At 53.0% G+C, this 23,372-nt stretch carries 27 protein-coding genes and 1 riboswitch; of the genes, 23 read left to right on the forward strand and 4 right to left on the reverse strand.

The annotated features are described in order from the left end of the window. Positions 1-244: 244 nt before the first annotated feature. The gene (locus IDH45_RS28870) at positions 245-766 is read right to left on the reverse strand and encodes a hypothetical protein (protein ID WP_190931631.1); all 522 of its coding nucleotides are present in this window, start codon (positions 764-766) and stop codon (positions 245-247) included. A 265-nt stretch (positions 767-1,031) separates the two neighbouring features. Here IDH45_RS28870 and IDH45_RS28875 point away from each other — a divergent pair, with 265 nt between their 5' ends. The 10 genes from IDH45_RS28875 to rsmI all read left to right on the forward strand — a co-directional run bounded on the left by IDH45_RS28875 (position 1,032) and on the right by rsmI (position 8,681). Continuing rightward, positions 1,032-1,208: a sigma factor G inhibitor Gin gene (locus tag IDH45_RS28875; protein WP_190931693.1), complete on the forward strand. Its 177-nt coding sequence runs from the start codon at positions 1,032-1,034 to the stop codon at positions 1,206-1,208. 211 nt (positions 1,209-1,419) lie between these two features. Further along, a complete protein-coding gene (locus tag IDH45_RS28880; protein WP_190931632.1) occupies positions 1,420-2,895 on the forward strand; it encodes an aminotransferase class I/II-fold pyridoxal phosphate-dependent enzyme in 1,476 nt (491 codons plus the stop codon). A 71-nt stretch (positions 2,896-2,966) separates the two neighbouring features. Beyond that, positions 2,967-3,629, forward strand: a complete 663-nt coding sequence (gene tmk / locus IDH45_RS28885) for a dTMP kinase (RefSeq protein WP_190931633.1) — start codon at positions 2,967-2,969, stop codon at positions 3,627-3,629. A 172-nt stretch (positions 3,630-3,801) separates the two neighbouring features. Further along, complete coding sequence (locus IDH45_RS28890) at positions 3,802-4,131, forward strand: cyclic-di-AMP receptor (protein WP_190931634.1); 330 nt, start codon at positions 3,802-3,804, stop codon at positions 4,129-4,131. Between the two features lie 34 nt (positions 4,132-4,165). Further along, a complete protein-coding gene (locus IDH45_RS28895; protein WP_190931635.1) occupies positions 4,166-4,612 on the forward strand; it encodes a YaaR family protein in 447 nt (148 codons plus the stop codon). Positions 4,613-4,632: 20 nt separating this feature from the next. Next, the gene (holB, locus tag IDH45_RS28900) at positions 4,633-5,601 is read left to right on the forward strand and encodes a DNA polymerase III subunit delta' (RefSeq protein ID WP_190931636.1); all 969 of its coding nucleotides are present in this window, start codon (positions 4,633-4,635) and stop codon (positions 5,599-5,601) included. A 23-nt stretch (positions 5,602-5,624) separates the two neighbouring features. Continuing rightward, complete coding sequence (locus IDH45_RS28905; protein WP_190931637.1) at positions 5,625-6,428, forward strand: PSP1 domain-containing protein; 804 nt, start codon at positions 5,625-5,627, stop codon at positions 6,426-6,428. 69 nt (positions 6,429-6,497) lie between these two features. After that, positions 6,498-6,854, forward strand: a complete 357-nt coding sequence (yabA, locus tag IDH45_RS28910) for a DNA replication initiation control protein YabA (protein WP_190931638.1) — start codon at positions 6,498-6,500, stop codon at positions 6,852-6,854. Between the two features lie 89 nt (positions 6,855-6,943). Next, complete coding sequence (locus IDH45_RS28915; RefSeq protein WP_190931639.1) at positions 6,944-7,729, forward strand: tRNA1(Val) (adenine(37)-N6)-methyltransferase; 786 nt, start codon at positions 6,944-6,946, stop codon at positions 7,727-7,729. Positions 7,730-7,793: 64 nt separating this feature from the next. Further along, positions 7,794-8,681, forward strand: a complete 888-nt coding sequence (rsmI, locus tag IDH45_RS28920; protein WP_223837076.1) for a 16S rRNA (cytidine(1402)-2'-O)-methyltransferase — start codon at positions 7,794-7,796, stop codon at positions 8,679-8,681. A 123-nt stretch (positions 8,682-8,804) separates the two neighbouring features. Here rsmI and IDH45_RS28925 read toward each other — a convergent pair whose 3' ends face one another. Then, positions 8,805-9,068 (reverse strand): AbrB/MazE/SpoVT family DNA-binding domain-containing protein, encoded by a 264-nt coding sequence (locus IDH45_RS28925; protein WP_110843775.1) that lies wholly within the window; start codon positions 9,066-9,068, stop codon positions 8,805-8,807. A 431-nt stretch (positions 9,069-9,499) separates the two neighbouring features. Between IDH45_RS28925 and IDH45_RS28930 the strand changes: the two genes are divergently transcribed. After that, positions 9,500-10,792 (forward strand): HD domain-containing protein, encoded by a 1,293-nt coding sequence (locus IDH45_RS28930; RefSeq protein WP_190931640.1) that lies wholly within the window; start codon positions 9,500-9,502, stop codon positions 10,790-10,792. Between the two features lie 45 nt (positions 10,793-10,837). After that, positions 10,838-11,605, forward strand: a complete 768-nt coding sequence (locus IDH45_RS28935; protein ID WP_190931641.1) for a TatD family hydrolase — start codon at positions 10,838-10,840, stop codon at positions 11,603-11,605. A gap of 112 nt (positions 11,606-11,717) precedes the next feature. On the opposite strand, the gene IDH45_RS28940 is transcribed toward IDH45_RS28935, so the two are convergent. Then, a complete protein-coding gene (locus IDH45_RS28940) occupies positions 11,718-12,932 on the reverse strand; it encodes an ABC transporter permease (RefSeq protein WP_190931642.1) in 1,215 nt (404 codons plus the stop codon). Beyond that, complete coding sequence (locus IDH45_RS28945; protein WP_190931643.1) at positions 12,929-13,675, reverse strand: ABC transporter ATP-binding protein; 747 nt, start codon at positions 13,673-13,675, stop codon at positions 12,929-12,931. The genes IDH45_RS28940 and IDH45_RS28945 overlap by 4 nt, the downstream gene beginning before the upstream one ends. Before the next feature lie 274 nt (positions 13,676-13,949). Next, a riboswitch (cyclic di-AMP (ydaO/yuaA leader) is annotated at positions 13,950-14,102 on the forward strand. Positions 14,103-14,445: 343 nt separating this feature from the next. Here IDH45_RS28945 and IDH45_RS28950 point away from each other — a divergent pair. The 11 genes from IDH45_RS28950 (at position 14,446) to glmU (ending at position 23,339) form a co-directional block, all read left to right on the forward strand. After that, on the forward strand, positions 14,446-15,504 hold the full coding sequence (locus IDH45_RS28950) for a ubiquitin-like domain-containing protein (protein ID WP_317891309.1): 1,059 nt from the start codon (positions 14,446-14,448) through the stop codon (positions 15,502-15,504). A 166-nt stretch (positions 15,505-15,670) separates the two neighbouring features. After that, positions 15,671-16,240: a ribonuclease M5 gene (gene rnmV / locus IDH45_RS28955; RefSeq protein WP_190931644.1), complete on the forward strand. Its 570-nt coding sequence runs from the start codon at positions 15,671-15,673 to the stop codon at positions 16,238-16,240. Then, on the forward strand, positions 16,237-17,148 hold the full coding sequence (gene rsmA / locus IDH45_RS28960; protein ID WP_190931645.1) for a 16S rRNA (adenine(1518)-N(6)/adenine(1519)-N(6))-dimethyltransferase RsmA: 912 nt from the start codon (positions 16,237-16,239) through the stop codon (positions 17,146-17,148). Before rnmV ends, rsmA begins: the two co-directional genes overlap by 4 nt. Before the next feature lie 63 nt (positions 17,149-17,211). Further along, complete coding sequence (gene yabG / locus IDH45_RS28965) at positions 17,212-18,084, forward strand: sporulation peptidase YabG (RefSeq protein WP_190931646.1); 873 nt, start codon at positions 17,212-17,214, stop codon at positions 18,082-18,084. A gap of 251 nt (positions 18,085-18,335) precedes the next feature. Beyond that, positions 18,336-18,611 (forward strand): biofilm formation stimulator Veg, encoded by a 276-nt coding sequence (gene veg / locus IDH45_RS28970; RefSeq protein ID WP_190931647.1) that lies wholly within the window; start codon positions 18,336-18,338, stop codon positions 18,609-18,611. An 86-nt stretch (positions 18,612-18,697) separates the two neighbouring features. After that, positions 18,698-18,886: a small, acid-soluble spore protein, alpha/beta type gene (locus tag IDH45_RS28975; protein WP_190931648.1), complete on the forward strand. Its 189-nt coding sequence runs from the start codon at positions 18,698-18,700 to the stop codon at positions 18,884-18,886. Between the two features lie 122 nt (positions 18,887-19,008). Further along, positions 19,009-19,863: a 4-(cytidine 5'-diphospho)-2-C-methyl-D-erythritol kinase gene (gene ispE, locus IDH45_RS28980; RefSeq protein WP_190931649.1), complete on the forward strand. Its 855-nt coding sequence runs from the start codon at positions 19,009-19,011 to the stop codon at positions 19,861-19,863. A gap of 79 nt (positions 19,864-19,942) precedes the next feature. Further along, the gene (gene purR / locus IDH45_RS28985) at positions 19,943-20,761 is read left to right on the forward strand and encodes a pur operon repressor (protein WP_190931650.1); all 819 of its coding nucleotides are present in this window, start codon (positions 19,943-19,945) and stop codon (positions 20,759-20,761) included. 126 nt (positions 20,762-20,887) lie between these two features. Next, positions 20,888-21,280 (forward strand): RidA family protein, encoded by a 393-nt coding sequence (locus IDH45_RS28990; protein WP_190931651.1) that lies wholly within the window; start codon positions 20,888-20,890, stop codon positions 21,278-21,280. Between the two features lie 114 nt (positions 21,281-21,394). Next, positions 21,395-21,679, forward strand: a complete 285-nt coding sequence (spoVG, locus tag IDH45_RS28995) for a septation regulator SpoVG (RefSeq protein ID WP_110843786.1) — start codon at positions 21,395-21,397, stop codon at positions 21,677-21,679. Positions 21,680-21,938: 259 nt separating this feature from the next. Next, positions 21,939-23,339, forward strand: coding sequence for a bifunctional UDP-N-acetylglucosamine diphosphorylase/glucosamine-1-phosphate N-acetyltransferase GlmU (gene glmU, locus IDH45_RS29000; protein ID WP_190931652.1), 1,401 nt, complete (start codon positions 21,939-21,941; stop codon positions 23,337-23,339). The last annotated feature ends 33 nt before the right edge of the window (positions 23,340-23,372 follow it).

Below are 23,372 nucleotides of genomic sequence, written 5' to 3' on the forward strand. Positions count from 1 at the left end.
GCTGACGAATACTAATCGGTCGAGGGCTTATCCTATTAATACTTCACGAACTTTCGTGGAGGCCTCAAGAGCCCTTGAGGTAACGTTTCACTCTCTCTCTTCTTCGGTTCGCATTCAGTTTTCAGGGAATAAATCCTTTATTCATTGCTAAAAACCACGCATTCATGACGTGGTTTTTTTATTTTCCTACGCAACCATTCCCCGTCTATCCGGTCCGCACGAAAAAACCCGGAGCATCTCCGGGCTATTCCATGTAGAACGAAGTATCGTTCCGGGTAATTTTGAGAAGTCCAGGCTTTCCAGCGCGCTTCAACAAAAAGATGATCCACATTTGCGGGAGCATGTACCAGATATGTGTGGCGAGAAGCGAGAGCCAGTAAGGTAAGGGAACCCACGGATACAAACAGCCGAGAACGGCAAGCCCGATCCAGAACAGCTGACGGTGAATACGAATAAAACCGCCAAGCGGGGCATACTCTCCCGGGATCAAACCAAACCAGGGCGGACGAACGTCGAACGACCAGGAGCCGCGCTGGCCGGAACCGAAATATTTCAAATACAAGGAGGTCAAGCCACAGAGCATAAGCGGTATCAGCACGATCCCGCCCGCCATCCACAGCAAGCTCCAAGCCGATACGGCTACAGCCAGATAAAGCGCCGCGGAAAGCGGTATTATCCCGTAGAGAAGCAGCGGCAAGGGGCGATGGCGTATGCGTTTGACCAATTTGTAGTTGTAAACCGTTGCTTCTTTATCCAAGCGATGCAAGTAGATATACCTCCCGGCTGACGGTTCGCTGCTTCAACAAGTAAGCGAAAACAAGATCTTCGAAAAGATTTCCTTTCTATTATATAAGGAACGCGATAACAATGGAACCATTCGCCCAGTTCCCACATACTTTATCTTACCATCCGCGATTTGTTTGAACAGGGACTGTTTTTTCTCGAAAATCCGGGTAACTCTAGTTTACGAGATTCGATTTTGTGGCATACTGGTAGAGAAAAGGCGGGTGAACCGAGTGGAACAAGAGGAAATGAAAACCTACACTTGTATCATATGCGACCAGCCGAAGCCAGACGGGATCATGATTTGTTCGGAATTTATATGTGACGCTTGCGAATCGGAGATGGTCCAGACGGATGTATTGGATGCCAAATATCCGTTCTTCATTCATCGGATGAACAAAATATGGTATAAAATGAATGCTTAGGCCTAACCGAAGCGGTCAAACGGCCATGGCCTTTGGCCGGAGAGACGCTTCGTCCAGGGGTACGTACAGGCCCAAGGTATCGGACTGAGAGGGTAGTTTGTTAAAAGCTGTATGTTTCAAAAGGTCTTCCGGCGAGGGGCAGGCCTTTTTTTGCTTTTTGGCTCCTTGATCCTGTATGGTTAACGTATAGCGGCAGGAGGAGGCAAAACCAATGAAGCGCGAGGATGCGCCGTTACTGGAGGCGCTTTTGACTCATAGCAGCAACTATGAAACCGGCTTTCACGTACCTGGACACCGCTCCGGAAGAGGGCTGCAGCCGGAAGCTCATATTTTTCAGGATATTATGAAAATTGATTTGACCGAACTAACCGGACTGGACGACCTCCACGATCCGGAAGGACCGATTCTGCAAGCGCAGCAGTTGGCTGCACAATGCTTCGGCGCCGAAGCGACGTTTTTTCTCGTAAACGGGAGCACGGTAGGCAACTTGGCGGCTGTGTTAACCCTATGCTCGTCTGACGATATCGTTATCGTTCAAAGAAATGTGCATAAGTCGATTCTGCACGGGTTGATGCTTGCCGGTGCCCGCGCGGTTTTTGTACAGCCGCTCTGCGACGAGGCTTCCGGATTGCCGGCAGGCGTACGGCTGCACGATGTGGAGACAGCTTTGCAGCAGTATCCGGAGGCGACAGGGGTCATTGTGACCAATCCGAATTATTACGGGATGGGGATCGACTTGACGAAGCTTGCGGACTTGGTGCATGCATACGGCAAACCTCTTGTCGTAGATGAAGCTCACGGTGCGCATTACGGCTTTCATCCGGATCTTCCCCAGTCGGCACTAGCCGGAGGAGCGGATGTAGTGATCCAGTCGACTCATAAAATGCTGACAGCTCTCACGATGGGCGCCATGCTCCATGTTCAAGGCCCGCGGGTCGACCGCGAGCTGCTGAAGCAGCGTCTCGCCATGCTGCAAAGCTCCAGCCCTTCCTATCCCATTATGGCTTCGCTGGATGCGAGCCGGCGTCTTCTTCATACAGAAGGAACAGGTTGGATCAGCCGTAGCCTGCAAGAACTAGAACGGCTGGAGCTGGCGATTCGGCGGTGGCCGTGGTACCGGACGATCCAAGGGTCGCCTTCAGCCGCATACGAATCGAAGGACCCGTTTAAGGTGACTGTATCCGACGTTACCGGAACGCTCGACGGCTTCATGCTCCGCCGGCAGTTGGAGGGCAGGGGGCTGATGTGCGAAATGGCCGACCCCAGGCATGTACTGCTCGTGTTCAGCCTGTCCGTACAGAAATCGGAGATCGACGCTCTGTTGGCGGGACTGGGGCAAATTGCTGCCGATTTCGACTTGGCAGATAAGCTGAATAGCAGCAAGGGAGCGCACCTCCCGGCCGACAGTGCGGAGACGTATGAGACAGGAACAGGGGTGTCCGAGCCGGTTCCGTTTCGTATGTCCAAGCCGGGACACTTGAGCGCGGTACTGGTATCCGAGGCGTCGGGATTCGTATCGGGGGAGATGGTTATTCCCTACCCGCCGGGGATTCCGATCTTATATCCTGGCGAGCGGATCACGGAACAGAGTGTTCGTGCTTTAGCCGAGCTGGCCTCCAAAGGCGCGAAATTCCAAGGGGCTGCCGACCCGAAGCTTCGAACAATTCAAATTGTTAACATAAGATAAGTGCAGGAAATGGAAGATGTAATAGCGAATGTATAAGAATGGCGAAAATGCTTACTATGGGAGAATAGATCGTGACTACTACTGGATTTTTCGTAACGGTTGAAGGCGGAGAAGGTGCAGGCAAGACGACGGCGATTCGCTCGATCGAACAAGTATTGATGCAGGCGGGGTATGAAGTCGTCGTTACCCGGGAGCCCGGCGGTATTGCGATTGCGGAGCAAATCCGTGAAGTTATATTGGACAAAAACAACGTCACGATGGATGGAAGAACGGAAGCGCTGCTGTATGCGGCTGCGAGGCGTCAGCACCTGGTAGAGAAAGTAAGGCCGGCTTTGCAGGCCGGGAAGGCGGTGCTGTGCGACCGGTTTATAGACAGCAGTCTTGCGTACCAAGGATATGCCCGCGGACTTGGTATAGACGAAATATTCGATATCAACCGGTTTGCCATCGATGGAACGATGCCCGACCTTACTTTATTTCTCGACGTATCGCCCGAAGTAGGTTTGGCCCGCATTCATGCCAATCGGGAGCGCGAAGTCAACCGGCTTGATCTGGAAGCTCTTTCGTTTCATGAACAGGTCAGAGCCGGATACCGACAGCTTCTCGAACGGTTCCCGGACCGGATCATCCGCGTCGACGCCGATCAATCGGAGTCGGATGTCGTCCGTGCCTTGTCGGATGTCGTAACGGATCGATTGCACAGCAGGAACACTACCAAACAAAATAGTGTATAATAAAGTGATGTGCCCCTTCGAAAGAAGGGCTCATCCTGTCGAATGGTTGGTTGGGTCCGCGGTATGATTTGCCAAACAGGCGCATCCGTACGCCTTGTAAACGTTTTCTGTAAAATGTGGTATAATACGCATACGGACGGTGCCTAACAATCGATCAGAGGAGGGATTGCACATGAAACTGGTAATCGCGGTAGTACAGGATAAAGACAGCAACCGGTTGTCGAATGCACTGGTTAAGGAAGGATTTCGTGCGACGAAGCTGGCCAGTACCGGCGGTTTTCTGAAGGCCGGCAATACGACGTTTATGATCGGGATTGAAGATGAACGAATTCATGAAGTGTTCCATGTTATTAAAGCGAACTGCAAAGTACGCGACCAACTGGTAACGCCGGTGTCGCCTATGGGAGGCACGACGGATTCTTACATCCCGTTCCCGGTCGAAGTGCAAGTTGGCGGAGCAGCCGTGTTCGTTCTTCCTGTAGAACGTTTTGAGCATTTCTAAGTTACTACGTATATAAAGGAAGGAACTAGACGTCGTGAAAATCAATCCCGGCTGGCGCCCGTTCGGGAAACCGATCCAAATGAGCGATGGTCCGGCATCGACCCCGATCGTACCCAAAAATTTCTCCGATATGCTGAATCAGCAAGACGGGAAAGCGGATGCAGAGCAATTGAACCGGATGCTTCAACAAATTCAACTGCAGGGCGAGCGTCTGAGCAAATCGATGACGGTTCGCGAGCTGCGTGCCTATAAGCTGCTGGTTAAGCAGTTTCTGGAGAAAACCGTACGCAAAGGGATCGGTATTAAGGATACGACCGGATGGGACCGCCGCGGGCGCGGCAAACGATATAAGCTGCTGGACGAAATCGATCAGCACCTGATCGGGATGGCGGACGAGATGCTCGATACGGAAGAAGGCAAGATCGAGCTTCTGAGCAAAGTCGGAGAAATCCGCGGGATGCTGATCAATCTGTTTTACTAGCTTTCATGGAGAGAGTGATTATGAACTTTCAATCGATACCGGGACAGGAGAGGGCCAAGCGTTTGCTGCAAAACGGCTTGCGTCTGGACAAACTGTCCCATGCTTATATATTCGCCGGACCGCTCGGCAGCGGACGCAAAGAGATGGCGAGAGCGTTCGTGGCCGCATTGTTCTGTACGCGCGGCTCCGACGAAGCTTGCGGCGAATGTCTGGAGTGCCGGAAGCTGGCGCACGGCAACCACCCCGATCTGACTTGGGTGGAGCCTGACGGAGCGAGTATCAAGATCGATCAGATTCGTACGCTTCAGCAGCAGTTCGCTTATCGTTCGTCTTCATCCGGGACTAAGGTTTATGTACTGAACGAAGCCGACAGGATGACGGTTCAGGCGGCGAACAGCCTGCTCAAGTTTCTGGAGGAGCCGCAGACTCCGTCGATCGCGATCCTGATTACCGAGAACGGACAAGCCTTGCTGCCGACCATCCAATCCCGTGCGCAATGGGTTCCGTTCCTGCCGCTGCCACCGGATCAGATGAAGGGTGCGCTCCTGGCCGAAGGGCTTCAGGCCGAGCTTGTGCACCCCGCAGTCCATCTCGCCTCCGGGCTGGAGGCGGCCCGATCGCTTATCCAAATAAATTGGTTTGCAGAAACGAGAAACGTGATGATACAATTGATGAAGGATGTGGCAAGCAAACAGCCGTTTGTCGTATCCGTTCAGCAGAAGGTTATAAAGTCCGAAGTAGCCGATCATTTGGACACCTTGTTCGATATGATTATATTATGGTACAAAGATCTCATTCATGTATCGTTCGGCAGAAAACGAAGCATTGTTTATATAGATCAGGCGGACTGGCTGGCCAAGCAAGCTTTTACCCGGGACGCCGACGGTTGGATCAGTTGCATGGAATGTGCCGTAGAGGCGCGCAAGCGGCTTCGATCCAACGCTAACGCTCAGCTTGTTTTGGAGCAGTTCCTGATCGGAGTGAAATAATGTTTTACTCAGGGGGGGAGCAGGTGTATAGTGTCGTAGGAGTCCGTTTCAAAAAAGCGGGCAAAGTGTATTATTTCGATCCCTCGGATCTTCCTATACAGCAAGACGATGCGGTAATCGTGGAAACGGCGCGCGGAGTCGAATACGGAAAAGTCGTGATCGGCAGACGCACCGTCGGCGAATCGGATGTCGTACTTCCATTGAAGCGCGTCATACGAGTTGCGGACATATCCGATGCCAAACTTGTCGATGAGAACAAAAATGCAGCCAGAAATGCAATGGTTACTTGCCAGGACAAAATTCGGGAGCATCAGCTGAAGATGAAGCTGGTGGACGTGGAATATACGTTTGACCGCAACAAAATTATTTTTTACTTCACAGCCGAAGGCCGAATCGACTTCCGGGAGCTGGTTAAAGACCTGGCCGGCATATTCCGGACACGGATCGAGCTTCGCCAGATCGGAGTTCGCGACGAAGCGAAGATGCTGGGCGGCATCGGTCCATGCGGGCGCATTCTGTGCTGCTCCTCCTTTCTCGGAGATTTCGAGCCGGTTTCGATCAAGATGGCGAAGGATCAAAATTTATCGCTGAATCCGACGAAAATTTCCGGTTTGTGCGGCCGGCTGATGTGCTGCCTGAAGTATGAGCACGACCAGTACGAAAGCGGCAAGCAGGAGATGCCTCGGGTCGGCAGCGTCGTCATCACGTCGATGGGCAACGGAAAAGTGGTTGGCCTGAATGTGGAGAATCGCACGATCAAAGTTCAATTGTTCGATACCGGTAAAGTAGAGTTCATGCCTTGCGACGATGTCGTAGAACAAGATTAGCCGATACATGACACGGCGGGCCAGACCTAATCGGCCCGCTTGAAGTATAGTTGGCACTGGGGTGCGGACGTGGAGAAAAAAGATCTGTTTACGCATATGCAGCAATTGGAAGATCAGGTGGGCGGGATTCATCAATACATCGGAGAATTGAAGCAGGAAATCGTCCAACTGCTGGAAGAGAACAAAAGACTTGCGATTGAAAACCAGCAGCTGCGCAAGCTGCTGCGGCGTGACCCGGAGCCGCCCGAGATTGTCCAGGAGCAGGAGCAGACAGATAAAGCGGTCAAAGAAGCTCCAATCGTCGGTGAAGGTTATGATAATTTGGCCCGGCTGTATCAAGAAGGGTTTCATATATGCAATGTGCATTACGGACATTTGCGAACGGAGAAAGATTGCTTGTTCTGCTTGTCGTTTCTAAACAAATAAACCGAGATGGACCGTGGAGTGCAAAAGACGGCGGGAATCAGCTGCCGGATGAGCCGCTCTGCGGTTTTTTCTGGAGAAGGGAGCGTATCATGGACCGACATGTGGACATCGGACCCGGGGAACGTTTGGACGACTTGCTGACACACGATATCCGAATCATTCAAAGCGATGACGTGTTCAGCTTCTCGCTGGATGCGGTTCTGCTGGGCCGGTTTTGCACCGTGCCGCCTCGCGGACGGGTCGCCGATCTTTGTACAGGTAACGGGGTTATCCCTCTGCTGCTCTCGACGCGAACAAAGGCGGATATAGTGGGTGTGGAAATTCAGGAGAGATTGGCCGACATGGCCGTCCGCAACATGCGGTTGAACGGCTTGGAGGAACGGATTCGCATCGTGCAGGACGATCTGAAGGCGGTACACTTGTCGCTGGGGTATGGGAAATTCGACGTGGTTACGGTGAATCCCCCGTACTTGCCGGTTGCCTCCGGAGATTTAAAGACGAACCCGCTTATAGCGGCGGCCCGTCATGAGATCTACTGTACACTGGACGACGTACTGGCCGCATGCAGCCGGCTCGTCCGGACCGGCGGCAAAGTAGCGATGGTGCACCGCCCCTCCCGGCTTGCCGAGATCCTGTGCGGAATGAGACAGCACCGGCTGGAGCCGAAACGGATGCGGCTCGTTCATCCGAGGGAGGGCGAGGAAGCGAATATCGTCCTCATCGAGGCGGTCCGGGACGGGAAGCCGGAGCTGAGGGTGCTTCCGCCGCTTATCGTTTATGAAGGGAACCAGTATTGCCGGGAGCTTCTCGATGTATATTATGGGAGAAGCGATAGGCTCGGTGCGGACGAACCGGATCTGGAAAACCGGCAGTAGTTGAATGGATGTGTAGAGGCGAGATAACTATGGAGGAGTCAGCCAACGTATCGGAGGGATTCATTTGACCGCAAATAACCGCAATAGCAGGGACGGGCATCCTGGAACCGGGAAGCTATATCTGGTGGCGACGCCGATCGGCAATCTGGAGGACATGACGTTCCGCGCCATCCGCATCTTGAAAGAGGTGGGCTGCATCGCCGCCGAGGATACCCGGCAAACGCGCAAGCTGCTTACTCACTTTGAGATCCCGACGCGCTTGGTCAGCTATCACGAGCATAACAAGCGGGCAAGCGGACCGGAGCTCGTCCGGATGATGGAAGAAGGGCAATCGATCGCTCTGGTGAGCGATGCCGGAATGCCGGCAATTTCCGATCCGGGCTATGACCTGGTATGTCTGGCCATAGAGGCCGGTATCGATGTCGTGCCGATACCTGGTGCGAATGCGGCGCTGTCTGCCTTGATTATATCGGGTCTTCCGACAGAACGGTTCTTGTTTGCGGGTTTTCTGCCTAGGGAGCGTAAGAAGCTGAAAGAAGAGCTGGAGCGGCTTCGTTCCGTGCCCGCGACCCTGATTTTCTATGAATCGCCGCATCGGATAACGAAAACGCTCGAGGTGATGCGCGAAGTATGGGGAGATCACCCGATCGCGGTAGTTCGGGAGCTGACTAAGAGATACGAAGAGGTGCTGAGGGGCTCGTTCGGCGAATGCCTGGACATCTTGCAGGAGAGAGAGCCTAAGGGAGAATATTGTCTGGTCGTGGACCGGAACGGGGTGGACCCGGCAAGCGGATCAGGCGAAGCGGGAGATTGGTGGATAGGGTTATCCGTCGCGGAGCATGTAGCGAAGTACGAGAGGGAAACCGGGGATAAGAAAGAAGCGATGAAACGGGCGGCCGCAGACCGAAATGTAAGCAAGCGGGACATCTACAATGCGCTGCTTCAAAAGTAAATGAAAAAAAGATCCCCATGCGTATGCCATCACAATACGCTTGGGGATGTAGAGGAGATATATAAAGGTTAGAATTAACAATGTTCGTATTCTTATTATAACCTATAATTTCGATTTTGTCTTTTAATTTGTCATAGATTTATAAATTTCTGCGAGTTCGGCCAAACATTCTTTGCTGATCATTTTACCTTTGAAGTAAACGAGGTTGTCAGCGTTCCCTGTAAAGATACAAGCCGGTTCATATTTCTTAAGCATGATCCGCTCGCCATCTACGTAAATCTCAAGCGCATCTTTCTCCCCGATTCCCAAAGTACGGCGAAGCTCTATTGGAATCACGACACGCCCGAGCTCATCAACCTTTCGGACAATACCAGTGGACTTCATCATGTGTATTTCTCCTCCCAAATTGATTCGTCATTATTCGACATTCTTTTCACTATTAATCATACCAACCATTCCCATAACAGTCAACCGAATTTGGGGCTCCTGAACGTGATTTGGCGCGCGCAAATTATTGTTGTTGACATAGAAGGTGCTGATAACACTGGGTATTATCGCAGTCTTTGTGGAAGTAAATACCTTACATTCCATGTAAATATAGAGCATGAGTTGTCAGTTTTTCGCGAGATTTGACTGTCAAAAATTTAATATTATTCGACAATTTTGCGGCATTATGTCGAACTTCGGCGACAATTTCCCTGCGTTTGTCAAGGCGGCTCGAAACCTCCGGTAGGTGATTTGCCCGATATTGGTATATACTTGAAGAGAACCAACAACAGCGATTATTTCTGCAAAATTCAAGTACGGGAGGGTTGGGTATGCCCCGCCAATTGCGCGAAGAAAAAGTGTTTAAAGACCCGGTGCACAAATACATCTACGTCCAGGATGAGACGATCTGGAATCTGATCAATACGAAAGAGTTCCAGCGGCTTCGCCGGATTCGCCAGTTGGGAACTTCGTTCATGACGTTTCACGGCGCGGAGCACAGCCGCTTCTCGCACTCTCTTGGCGTCTACGAAGTGGCCCGGCGCATCATCTCCCAATTCGAACGGAACGGATACGCCGATTGGCCGAGCGAGGAGCGGCTGTTGTGCTTGTGCTCCGCGCTACTTCATGATATCGGGCACGGTCCATTCTCGCATTCGGTCGAAAAAGTGTTCGGCACCTATCATGAAGAGTGGACCTGCAAGCTGGTGCTCGGAGATACCGAGGTAAACCGAGTGCTGTCGGAGGCTGATTCGGAACTTCCGCGCAAAGTGTCTGAAGTCATCTGCAAATCGTACGAAAAAGAAATCGTAGTCAGTCTCATCTCCAGCCAATTGGACGCCGATCGGATGGATTATTTGCTTCGCGATGCTTATTTTACCGGGGTCCACTATGGAACGTTCGACATGGAACGCATTCTTCGCGTCATTCGGCCGCACCGGGGCCATATCGTGGTGAAGGAAAGCGGCATGCACGCGATCGAGGATTACCTGATGTCGCGTTACCAGATGTACTGGCAGGTTTACTTTCATCCGGTTACGCGCAGCTCGGAAATTGGGCTCCGTAAAATATTCGAAAGAGCAAAGCGGCTTTATGGGGACAGCTACCCGTTTCGCTTTTTGATGGGGCCGCTTGTAGGACTGCTGGAGAACAACTTGTCGATCGGAGAATATTTGGAGCTCGACGAGTCTTATATCCAAATGACCATTATGCAATGGAGCAAGGAACAGGACCCGATCCTGTCGGATTTGTGCGAACGGTTCCTGCACAGACGGCTGTTTAAATATGCCGCAACCGACGCCCGGGACGAGCCCCTCGAGCGGGAACTGCGGTCCGGGCTTGCTGCGGCCGGCATCGATCCGGACTTTTATCTGGAGATTGACTCCATCACCGACATGCCCTACGACATATACCGGCCCGGAGACGAAGAAGAAAGCTTGCCGATCCTGTTGTTAAGCGATCAGGAAGGGCTTACGGAAATATCGCGAAAGTCGGATATCATCCGCTCGATCAGCGGAATTCATAGAGGGAAGCAGCATATTTATTATCCCGAGGAGCTTGTCCGGGACAGAGCGTCGGCGCTCCCTAGCAGCATCCGGAAAATGCTCGGTTTGGACGGGGTATAATAGTAGAAAAGGTCTCGAACATCATTGTTTTTGGAGGATGGATATATGCTTACCGATACGCACACGCATATGAATGCAAGCCAGTTTGATGAGGACCGGGATCAAGTCATCGAGCGTGCCCGCGAGCAGGGGGTCAGCCGGATGATCAACATCGGCTTTAACCGGGAGACGATACCGACCTCGCTTGAATTGACCGAGCGGTACGACTTTATATATACGGCGGTAGGGTGGCATCCGACAGATGCGATCGATATGAAGCCGGAAGATCTGGATTGGATTGAGCAGTTATGTTCCCGGGATAAAGTGGTGGCGATCGGTGAAATCGGGCTGGACTATTACTGGGACACGTCTCCCAAAGAGGTGCAGCACCGCGTATTCCGGGAACAGATCCGGCTCGCCAGGAAGCTTGGCATGCCGATCGTCATCCATAACCGGGACGCTCATCACGACGTCGTTCAATTGCTCCGGGAAGAAAAAGCGGAGGATGTCGGAGGCGTCATGCACTGCTTTTCCGGCAGTTGGGAGACGGCCAAGCTGTGCCTGGATATGAACTTTTATATTTCGTTTGGCGGGCCGATTACGTACAAAAACGCGAAACATCCGAAGGAAGTGCTTGCTCAGGTGCCGCTTGACCGGCTGCTTGTCGAAACCGATGCACCGTATTTGACCCCGCACCCTTTCCGGGGAAAACGGAATGAGACCGGATATGTGAAACTGGTTGCGGAAGCGGCGGCGGATATACTAGGCATTTCGTTCGAGGAGCTTGCCAGGATCACGTCAGAAAATGCGACACGGCTGTTCCGTCTCCCCTGATCCGATTTTTTACGAAAAAATATAAATCCCCGTCGCTGCAACCGGAGAACGCTCGAAAAGCGTGCCGGTTGCAGCGGCGGGGATTTTTAATGTTAACTTGCGGTTGCTGGATTTATTCGGAATGACCGGAGGCCGCCCGGGTGCCTCGCATCCGGAATATCCAGGCAAGCGAAACGCCGAGGAGCGGGAGAGCCAGCAGCCATATTGTGAATACCGCTGGCCGGAACAAGGGCAGCGTCATGATCGCGATCTGGACGAGCTGGGCTGTGAACGCGATCCGGGCGGCCGAAGGACGGCGCAACGTGCCGGGAATCGGATATAGCGCGGTCCAGACGGAATGCCGGTGGTATCGTCCCAGTGTCGACAGCTGTACGTTCGTCATCACTTGGAACAGCACGTATACAACGGTGAACGTAACCGGACTTTCTGCGAACAGCAGGATGATGACCGCGAGCAGCGTGATTCTCATCGTGATGCCGAACAGTTCGGAGCGCAGCAGCGTAAGCGAGTACAAGTACCGGAAGGCGTTAGACGCGCGGAACGGTACGAGCCCGGCTAATCCGGACAGAAGCCGGCGGGGCTTCACCCGGCTCGGCAGTTCTTCCACATCGATGAACCCGTTGAAAAATAACAGCATCGTCAGCCGGTGACCGGCTTCTTTTCTCCTTAAATACGGCCAATTAACGGGAATCCGGCGGGACAGACGAGCCCAGGCAGCAGTTGCGCCGATGGCCGCCAGGAGGACGATGGAAGCAGTTATGATTTCGTACCGGTACAAGGCGTACAAGACGACCGCATCGGCTGCAAATCTGCAGATCCGGAAGCAGGCTCTATGACCGGCCCGTACGAAGGTGCTTTCCGTCCAAGCTCCGAGCATGTTGGCAAATTTCAGCGCCAGCGCGAACAGCAGAAGTGCGAGGAACGGCTGGGCGTTCTCCCCGTATCCGTGCCGGTACAGCGGCATGCTGGCTGTAAAAGCGACCACCAAAAGGAACGATTGGGACAAGTAGCTGTACAGCATCGCGCCCCGGAAGTACGGTCCCATCCGGGCTTCCATCGGCAGCAGGAAGATCAGATCCGCTTCCCGCAGCAGCGTCCGGATCGGGCTACCTGCGATAAAAGGCGTCAGCCATAAAGCGATGACGATTGCATACGGGAACGTTTCCGGTATGCGTTCAAGAGCTTTGCCGTAAAAATAGGAGGAGGCGATGAACACGATCAGGAGAAACAGGAAAAATCCACTTTGCCCGGCATATGCCGTATACCGCGACACGATCTTCAGATGGGCCGACAACCGGTTTTTCCATAAAGCGGCTGCGGGGTTCATGTCGGTCCCCCTTTTACTAGCGTATAAAATACGTCGTCGAGCGTTGTATCGGGGACAGCCCCGGCGCTCCGGCGCAGCTCGTCGAGCGTCCCTTTCGACGCGATTCTCCCTTTGTTAAGGACGACATACCGGTCGCAATACGTTTCAAGCGTCGACAAAATATGAGAGCTGATCAAGAAGGCGGCGCCGTTCCGTTTGCGCTCCACCATCAGATCCAGCAGCGAACGGATGCCGAGCGGATCGAGTCCGAGGAACGGTTCGTCGATGACATACAGCGGAGGTTCGACAAGAAATGCGTTCATGATCATTACTTTTTGACGCATGCCCTTCGACAAGGTCTGAGGGAAGGAGTCTAGCTTCTCGGTCATGTCGAACTGGCCGGCGAGCGTCTCCGAGCGGCTCCTGAATTGCGTCTCATCGAGTCCGTAAGCCATAGCCGTCATCCGTAAATGTTCACGAATCGTCAGTTCCTCGTACAGCTCGGGGGCTTCGGGCACATAGGCAAAGGAGGCGCGGTACTTCTCGGCGTTGTCCGACACGCGGAGCCCGTTCACCCGAACTTCTCCTTGCTGAGGGACGAGCAGCCCGAGGATATGTTTGATCGTCGTGCTTTTGCCTGCGCCGTTTAATCCGATCAGCCCGACCATCTCTCCGGAATCGATCGAAAACGAGAGATCGTGGACGACCGGCCGGTTCCAGATGTACCCGCCGGACATCCCTTGAATATGCAAAAACGGTTCCATAATGTTCCTCCACATGTAAGCTTTTACCTGTGGACATCATAACATTTTTGTTCGAGCAAATCACGTTAAAGCGCTTTCTTTTCGCGTTTGGCACACAAAGAAAGCGGCATAAAAGAATTAGACGAAGAAAAACAGCGATTTGTTGCATAAAAAAAGTGAATTCTCGGTTATTTTTCCCCTTTTCGCATGAAAATCGGATTTATTTCCTCTTTACAGGTTTTTCATAAGGCTTTAATATAACGATCATAATGATTCTAACCGCATACCGCCATCGACTTACCCATCGCTGAGTTTCCGACAGGGAAACGGGGGAACCAAGTTATCTATGGGGTGAATACTGCACGAAGCCGTTCGCGGCGCCGTGCAATTAGGGCGACTCTCGCGTCCGAACCCGGCAGCTAACCTCGTAAGCGTGAAGAGAGAGGCACGATTGTCGGGCATTGATGCGCTCCCAAGTATGGGATGAGCATTCGATTCAACGCCGCGAGAAGAGTACCTCTTCGCCGCGGCTTTTATTTTCGCCTGAACCTATTTCTGCAAGACAGAGCGTACCGGATCTGTCAACGATTGTAGCCCGGAGCCTTACTAAACGATGGCAATAGCGCGAATCATCCAAATTTAACCAGGTCACGTCAATTCTAGTCATGCGTAACACTCGACGGCGAGGCTGATGAAGGAGGACCGAAGAAGTGGGCGTTATTCAAAACGGAGAAACCCATGTAAAGCGATCATCCAGCATGTCCTTCGCAATGCGATGGAAGCATGGAAACTTGCGTTTGATCTTAGTAGGCGCTTTGTTTTCAATCGTGATGACAACGATGTTCGTGCTGCTCATGCAAGGCACGTCTATCAAAAAAGTGGGGTTAGTGGTAAACGGGGAAGAGAAACACATAAAAACGAGACAAACTACATTGTCCGCTCTTCTGGAAGAACAGCAAATTCCGGTAAGCGAGCACGACCGGATCTCGGCGATGCTTGATACCGAGTTGAACCATAACGATAAGTTTCATATCCAGCATACAATCCCGGTGCAGCTCACGGCTGACGGCAAAACCGAAACGTTATACACGGTCGGCAAAACCGTAGAGCAGACGCTGCAAGATCTCGGCATGGAGATCGGGGAGCTCGACAAGCTGACGCCACCCGCGGAAGAAGCCGTAACGGAAGGCTCTCAAATTCAGATTGTCCGCGTGCACAAAGTTTTGGAAGACCAGACCGAAACGATTCCGTTCGAGACGGTCAAGCAAGACGATCCCAATCTGCTCAAGGGTAAGGAGCAGGTTGTATCGGAAGGCGTAGAAGGCGTACTTGCGAAGAAGATCGAGAAGGTTTACGAAGACGGCGAGCTCGTAGCCGAGAATGTCGTCGATACGAAAGTTGCACAGGAAAGCGTTACGAAAGTGGTGGCGCTCGGAACCAAAAATCCGGTAGTCGTCTTGTCCGCCTCTTCGCCGAATATCGATGAGGTAACCAAAGGCGACGTCAAATTCGGCTATAAGCAAATTTTGAATAATGTTACGCTAACCGCTTATTCCGTGGATGTTGCTTCAACAGGCAAGACCAGCGATCACCCTCAATACGGCATCACGTTTTCCGGTACCAAGGTAAGTGAAGGGCGTACGATCGCGGTCGATCCGAAAGTCATCCCGATTGGCTGGTGGGTGTACATCGAAGGGATCGGTCTGCGCCGCGCCGAGGATACGGGCAGTGCCGTCAAAGGAAATAAGATCGACGTTTACTTCGACAACCCTGACTATGCCAAGCGTTTCGGCCTGAAGCGCGGGTACAAAGTCTATATTATCGGCAAAGAAAAGCCGGTAGATAATTAATGCTCCGATGCAGTTTCGGGGCCTTCCGGCCCCATCTATATGATTCAATTACCCGCAATACCGTTGATCGAAACGGGATCATTGGGTATATTGATATATAACAACAATGTGAAAGAAGAGGCGAGCCCTCTTCTTTTTGTTCGTACAAGGAAAGGAATCACAGAACATGATTCAAGAAATTATCGTGGTCGAAGGACGGGACGATACAGTCGCCATCAAGAGGGCGGTGGACGCGGAGACGATTGAGACCGGGGGTTCGGCGATCGGAGACGAAGTGCTGAGGCGAATTGCGCTCGCCAAGGAGCGCCGCGGCGTTATTATATTCACAGATCCGGATCATGCGGGCGAACGAATCCGCAAAATCGTCTCGGCTAAAGTCCCGGGCTGCAAGCACGCCTTCCTCACCCAGGAGGAAGCGACCCGCAAATCGGACATCGGGGTGGAGAACGCCTCCCGGGAATCGATTATCCGGGCGCTTGAAAATGTCCGCACCGAAGCGGTAACCGGCCAGGACGGGGAATCGGATATTACGATGGACGATCTGATGGCCGCCGGCCTTCTCGTGCATCCGCAGGCGGCAGCCCGGAGGCTGGAGATGGGCAAGCTGCTCGGAATCGGTTATTGCAACGGCAAACAGTTCTACAAGCGATGCCGGATGTTTCGGATCGGGCGTGAAGAATTCGCTCTGGCTTACGAGCGGATGAGCGTTTCGCAAAAAGGGGATGACAACGGATGAACAACCATCGCGCCGCAGATGTATCGAGTCCGAACCGGACAAAGGAAATCATCCGCAAGCACGGTTTTACTTTGAAGAAAAGCCTCGGTCAAAACTTCTTGACGGATGCCAACATTCTCCGCAACATCGCGGGGGCCGCCGAGCTGGACGCCTCCAAGGGGGCGCTGGAGATCGGACCGGGAATAGGAGCGCTGACGCAGCAGCTGGCCAAGGAAGCGGGCATAGTGGTAGCGATCGAGATCGACCAGCGGCTGCTGCCGATTCTGGAAGAGACGCTGGAGCCTTATCCGCATGCCTCCGTCGTGCACGGCGACGTACTCAAGCTGGATCTGCACGCGTTGTGGCAGGAACGCTTCTCCGGCTGCTCGAAGGTCAGTGTAGTGGCGAACCTGCCGTATTACGTGACGACGCCGATTATCATGAAGCTGCTCGAAGAGAAGCTGCCGCTTGAGTATATCGTCGTCATGATTCAGCGGGAAGTAGCCGAACGGATGGCCGCGAAGCCGGGGGGCAAAGAGTACGGCAGCCTCAGCATTGCCGTGCAGTATTACTGCGAGCCCGAGATGGTGGCGATCGTCCCGCCGACCGTATTCATCCCGCAGCCCAACGTGGACTCCGCCGTCATCCGCTTGAAGCGCAGGGAAGAAGCACCGGCGCACGTCGAGGATGAGACGTTATTTTTCGAGATCGTGCACGCCTGCTTTGCACAGCGCCGCAAGACGTTATCCAACAACCTGCTCGCCGGAGTGTTCGCCAAAGCGGAGAAGCCGGCGATGGAGACGATACTCGCGGAATGCGGGATCGATCCGACGCGGCGCGGCGAGACGCTCAGCATAGCGGAATACGCGCGGCTAGCGAACGCGGTACTGGCGTACCGCCGGCAGCTCCAGCAGCAGTCCGGGGATTGAAAGATAATCCCAGGCACCAAACGCCCATATCGCCCATAGGATAGACGAGGAGGCGATTGTGGTATGAAGCAAGGAGAACTGGTTGTCCGGAAATCCTATGGCGGCGACGTCATTTTCAAGATCGACGCGATCGAAACGAAGCGCGCGGTGTTGAAAGGCGTCGACTTCCGGCTGCTGGCCGATTCGCCAGTAACGGATTTGTTGCCGGTTCGGGACGCGCGGCCGCTGCAGCAGCAGTACTCGCAGATGAAAGTGAGCGAATCGCTTCGCGAGCTGGCCCGTTACCGGATCTGGCAGCGCGAGAAACAGCAAAACGAGCTTGGCGGCGCCAAACCGAACGCTGCGCAAGCTTCTTATTTCGAAATGCCCGGCAAAGTGCTCCATTTGGACGGGGACCCTACTTATTTGCGCAAAAGTATGGCTCTATACGGCGAATTCCGCGTCCCGGCGGAAGGATTCTACGTCACCGAGCCGAATATGTCGCAGGCGCTGTATCGTCTGCTTCCTCAGACGAAGCCGGATATTGTCGTGATCACCGGTCATGACGGTATTCTGAAAAACGTGAAGGAACGTGATACGGCGAGCCTTAACGGCTACAAAAATTCGCACAACTTCGTGATCGGCATCCGGACGGCGCGGGAATATGAGCGCAATCTGGACGGTCTCACCGTGATCGCGGGGGCCTGCCAATCGCATTTTGAGGCGCTGCTGCAAGCGGGAGCGAACTTCGCCAGCTCTCCGGCCCGCGTGCTGATTCATGCGTTGGACCCGGCCTGCATCGCCGTGAAGTCGGCATACACATCGGTTCGGGAGACGATCAACGTTGCAGATGTGATCCAAAGCACGATCAGCGGCTTTGACGGTCTTGGCGGAGTGGAGACGCGGGGAAGCTACCGGCTCGGCTTACCGAAGCTGAAAGCTCAGCCGGCCCCCTGAATACGCCCTGATTATGCAAATCATTCCTGAAAAAGCACCTTTTGCTGGTGCTTTTTTCTTTTTGCTGCCGAAAAGGAGTAAAATATGAACATTTTGTGAATATTAATATTGATTTTGGGCGAAAAATCGCAAAAAACCTGTTAGAAAAGGCGTTGACAACAACTTTGTTTGACTGCTATAATATTTAGATTAATTTGACATACTACCTCTGGATGAGTTATAATAGTTAAGGAAAGAGGTGGTAGTTGACAATGGCAAAAAATGCGCTATTGGAAATCAAACGCAGTTTGGAAGCCCATGTCGGGCAGAAGATCATGTTGCGGGCAAACGGAGGCCGTCGGAAGACGATTGAGCGCTCCGGAGTGTTGGAAGAAACCTACCCTTCTGTCTTTATCGTCAAGCTGGACCAAGACCAGCACGCGTTTAAGCGGGTGTCTTACAGCTATGCGGACATTTTGACCGAATCCGTTGAAGTGACCGTATGCCAGGACGAAGGACAAGTCCGGATCACCTATATCCATAATTGAAAGACGTAACCCGGCGGCGAAACGAATCGTTTCGCCGCTTTTTTCACATAATAGGCTTATCCGCAGTTAGAAGGAGGCCGATAAGAATGAGTCGACGCAGACGCGGTATCATGTCCGATCAGTTCAAGGATGAGCTCGCCAAAGATTTGGGGTTTTATAACACGGTTCAACAGGAAGGGTGGGGCGGCATCCGCGCCAAAGATGCCGGCAACATGGTGAAGCGCGCGATCCAGCTCGCCGAACAGCAGCTTGCGAATCAGGCTCCCAAACGCTGACTTCCGGCGTGAAGCGGACATATGGATCTGGATGAGGGCTAAAGCAGCGGAACTGCTTTAGCTTTTCTTTTTTGGGTCTGATATAATATGGAAAGTTATCGCTTCGGTAAAGAAGGTGGGTTATGAAAGTTTACGAAAAGGCGCCGGCGAAAATTAATTTGCTGCTGGATGTGCTCCATAAGCGCAACGACGGCTACCATGAAGTTGAAATGGTCATGACCATGGTTGACCTGGCCGACCGTCTGGAGATGCAGGAGCTTCCTCGGGATACGATCATCATCTCTAGCCAGGCGGGATATATACCGCTGGACGAGAAAAACTTGGCCTTTCAGGCCGCGAAGCTGATTAAGGAACGGTATGACGTCCGGAGCGGCGTCTATATTCATTTGGACAAGCGCATCCCGGTAGCGGCAGGGCTTGCTGGAGGCAGCAGCGACGCTGCGGCAGCGCTGCGCGGTCTGAATCGGCTGTGGAAGCTGAACATTCCGGCTGAGGAGCTACAGGAGCTTGGGGCGGAGCTGGGCTCCGACGTGCCGTTTTGCGTCACAGGCGGAACGGCTCTCGCGAGAGGGCGCGGCGAGAAGCTGGAGCCGATTGACGGTCCGCCGCAATGCTGGGTGATTTTGGCCAAGCCGCCGATTCACGTCTCCACGCAAGAAATATACGGACGGTTGAATGCCTCCGCGATCCAGCGTCATCCGTCCACCGCCGATATGCTGCGGGCGATCCGGGAGAAGCGCTTTGCGGAGATGTGCGCCTCGATGGGCAATGTGCTCGAGGATATTACGATCCGTCATTATCCCGAGGTCAGGCAGATCAAGGAATGTATGCTGCGGCTTGGAGCCGACGGGGCGATGATGTCAGGAAGCGGGCCTACCGTATTCGGACTTGTGCAGAAGGAGTCGAAGGTGGCGCGTATCTACAACGGTCTGCGGGGATTTTGCAAAGACGTGTACGCCGTCAGGCTGCTTCCGTAATCAGTTGCGAAATCACGTATGAAAATGATATATTCTGTGTATAATATTCGGAATTTTGCGGATGTGGGGGGAGAGGCGCGTGAAGAAATTAAAACGAAGTGCCAGGCTGGTGGAAATGACGCAGTATTTGTTGTTTCGCCCCCACTCGCTCATACCGCTGACTGTATTTGCGGAAAGATACGCATCGGCCAAGTCGTCGATCAGTGAAGATTTGGCTATTATCAAAGAAGTATTCGAGGACGAGGGACTTGGGGAGCTGCATACGCTTGCGGGTGCGGCGGGAGGCGTCAAGTTTACGCCGAGAATATCTAAGGAGGCGTCGCTCGATATATTGAGCGATATACGCCGGCAGTTGGAACAACCCGACCGGGTACTGCCCGGCGGTTATTTGTATATGAGCGATATGCTGGGCCAACCGGGTCTCGTTAACGATATTGGCAAAATGTTCGCGTCCGCCTTTGCAGACAAGCAGCTCGACGTCGTCATGACGGTGGAGACCAAAGGGATTCCGCTTGCTTACGCTACGGCATCCTTCCTCAATCTGCCCGTCGTCATCGTACGGCGCGACAATCGCGTCACCGAAGGTTCGGCGGTCAGCATTAACTACGTATCGGGGTCAACCAAGCGCATCCAGACGATGTCGCTCGGCCGGAGGTCGCTCAAGGAGCAGTCGAACGTGCTGATTATCGATGACTTCATGCGCGCGGGAGGAACGATTCAAGGGATGATCGACCTGCTTAAAGAATTCCATGCCACCGTGCAGGGAGTGGGCGTATTTGTAGAGTCCACCGAAGTGGACGAGCATCTGATCGAGGACTATATCTCGATTGCGAAGCTGACCGGAGTCGATCCGAAGACAAAGCAAATATCGGTCGTACCGGGCAACTACTTCACATAAATTCGTGGGGGCCCGGCTGCGCCGGAAGAAGAAATTGCCTTGGATCATCGAGGTGATTTTTTTCGGTTATACAGGGGTACAGCTAGTCCAACAACCAAACTTATAGAAGATAGGGGATAACCGAATATGAACTTGAACATTGTATCCACAACGAAAGCACCCGCTGCTATTGGCCCTTACTCCCAAGCCGTAACGTTCGGCGATCTGATCTTCACTTCCGGACAAATTCCGCTCGACAGCGAAGGAAAATTGGTGGAAGGCGGAATCGAGGAGCAGACGCATCAAGTATTCCGCAACCTGACCGGCGTATTGGAAGCGGCTGGCGCCACATTGTCCCATACGATCAAAGCTACGGTGTTTATAAAAGACATGAATCAGTTCGCAACCGTTAATGAAATCTATGCTTCTTATTTCGGCGAGCATAAGCCGGCACGCTCCACTGTCGAAGTGGCAAGGCTGCCAAAGGATGTTCTTGTCGAAATTGAACTGATTGCCGCGAAAATTGTCGAAAAAGTTTAAATAGCAAATAAATTTAAAAAAAATAACAAAAAATCGGCAAAATCTAGGAGGATTTAGATTATAAATGTGGAAGTATAAACCAAGTCTCCCTAAGTAAAAAGGTGGTGAACACAAGTGCAGATTACTGATGTGCGTCTTCGCCGGGTAAACTCCGAGGGACGAATGAAAGCGATTGCTTCCATTACGATTGACAACGAATTTGTCGTTCACGACATTCGCGTTATCGACGGAAACAATGGCATGTTCGTGGCGATGCCGAGCAAGCGGACTCCCGATGGAGAGTTCCGCGACATTGCCCATCCGATCTCTTCGACTACTCGCGAGAAAATCCAGGCCGCCGTATTGGCCGAGTACGACCGGGTCTCGAGCGAGGAGGAAGTAATCGAAGAAGGAGCATGAGTGAAATAATGACGTGGAGGAGAGCCATACTTAAGCGGCTCTCTTTTCTTTTTGAGCAAATTGCGATATATTCGATTAGGGCATCGGGCCCCGCAGCCCTTGTCCTGATGACGTTTATTACTTCATGAGACGAACTTGCCGAGAAAACTTCCGGTCGCGGCGGTCGCTTCTTCCGGAAGGATGACGAATATATATAGGGTTGTTGTTTACTATTAATCTGACAAGCTAACTTACTAGTTTTCTGGAGGGAGAAACGAACATGCGGATACTGGGGATCGTACTGGCAGCGGGTCAAGGCAAACGAATGAAATCAAAGCTGTACAAGGTGCTTCATCCGGTATGCGGCAAGCCGATGGTCGGGCATGTGCTGGATGTGCTGGAGTCGGTACAGGCCGACCGGAAAGTCGTAGTCGTCGGTCACGGAGCGGAAGCGGTCAAAGCGTACGTGGGGAACCGTGCGGAATTTGCCCTGCAGGCGGAGCAGCTCGGAACGGGGCATGCCGTCATGATGGCAAGTCCGATGCTTAAGGACGAGGAAGGCACGGCCGTTATTTTGTACGGGGATACCCCTCTGATTCAAGCGGCGACCTTGCAGGCGATGATTCGCCTTCATCAGGAGCAGGGGGCGTCGGCCACACTGCTGAGCGCAGTTATGGAGAAGCCGCAAGGATACGGGCGCATCATCCGCGACGAGCAAGGACACGTAGCTGCCATCGTAGAACAAAAAGACTGTACGCCCGAGCAGGATGCCGTAAAGGAAATCAATGCGGGCATGTACATTTTCGATAATCGTAAATTGTTCGAGGCTTTGGCGGATGTGAAAAACGACAATGCCCAGAAGGAATATTATTTTACCGACGTCATCGATATATTGCGCGCCAAAGGCGAGAAGATTCTCGGTTATTGCACGGAGGACGTTGCGGAAAGTATGGGCGTAAACGATAAAGTAGCCCTGTCTGAAGCCGAGTCCTGCATGCGCGACCGAATCAACCGCAGCCATATGGCCGGCGGCGTAACCTTGATTAATCCGTCGCATACGTACATCGAGAAAGACGTCGTCATCGGGGCGGATACGGTCATCTATCCCGGCACTTCGCTGAAGGGCAAAACCGTCATCGGCACCGAATGCGAGATTGGCCCGAACTGCGAGTTGACCGATACGATAGTGGGGGACGGGGTTCATATCAAGCAGTCCGTGCTGCTGGAGGCGTCCGTGGGCGACGGGTCTACCGTGGGGCCGTTCGCTTACTTGCGTCCGGGAGCCAAGCTGTCCAGCCATGTGAAAATCGGCGATTTCGTGGAAATTAAAAATGCCGTTCTCGAAGAGGGCGTTAAAGTGTCGCATTTGAGTTACATTGGCGACGCCGAGGTAGGCAAAAACGTCAATTTCGGCTGTGGTTCGATTACCGTCAACTACGACGGGTTCAACAAGCATAAGACGATTATTGGGGACGACGCCTTTATCGGGAGCAACGTGAACCTGATCGCGCCGGTTACGATCGGCAAAGGCGCCTTCCTCGTCGCCGGCTCGACGATTACGAAAAACGTAGCCGATAACGAGATGGCCATTGCGCGGGAGCATCAGACGAACAAGCCGGAATACGCGGAGAAACTTCGCAGTCGGTTCAAAGCGGCCAAAGAAAACAAGTCGTCCACGTGACGTTTCGAACCTCCGTAAGATGGGTAAATTAAG

This window comes from Paenibacillus oceani (genome assembly GCF_014705615.1).
Classification (GTDB): Bacteria; Bacillota; Bacilli; order Paenibacillales; family NBRC-103111; genus Paenibacillus_AB; species Paenibacillus_AB oceani.